Source organism: Oleiphilus sp. HI0128, from assembly GCF_001635365.1.
In genome coordinates this window covers 1-613 of record NZ_LWGG01000453.1, presented here as the reverse complement: position 1 = coordinate 613, position 613 = coordinate 1, and the positions used below count along the sequence as shown (strand labels likewise).

At 45.5% G+C, this 613-nt stretch carries 1 protein-coding gene; it reads right to left on the bottom strand.

Features of this window, described 5'->3' with window-relative positions:
* A partial coding sequence (locus A3763_RS05590; RefSeq protein ID WP_156494939.1) for a histidine kinase dimerization/phospho-acceptor domain-containing protein occupies positions 1-613 on the bottom strand: 613 nt, incomplete at both ends.

Here is a 613-nt window from a genome sequence, read left to right as displayed (position 1 = left end):
TTCTCTTATGCAGAGGGTGCTCCAGAACCTGATTGATAATGAGTGTTTCCAAATAGCCCTGCATGGCTGCCAATGGCGTTCTTAAGTCGTGAGAGACATTAGATATTAACTCCCTTCTTAAGCGATCACTTTCAGCGAGTTGATCAAACTGGCTTTGTATTCGTTGGCGCATAAGCGAAAAGGAACTCGATAAAACTTCAATTTCATCACTGTTACTCCTTAATTCCCAAGCATCACTTGTGCCTAGCTCAGCCTCACGATAAGTTCGAATTTCCTGAGCCAGCTTCCTCAGTGGGCTAGTAATTCGCTTGAAAGATAACAAAGCTGAGAAAACGAAGAATAGCGATATTGCGCACATCGCTCCTAAGACAATGCGAATGATATGGCTGCTTTGCAGTGATTCGGCTATCGAGGCAGACTCATGACTAGCGAGCACGATATACAGAAAGCCTTTCTGCTTACCCTGAAAGAAGACAGGCGCGGCAGAGAATATATTGAGTTTATCAGGCTCTCTTGGATTACTCCCCAAGACTGCCTCATTCCCCTCACCCTTTAGCCATGAGTCTATTGCCCGTACATTGACCTGACCTTTATCGATTGAGGCGTCGGGTAG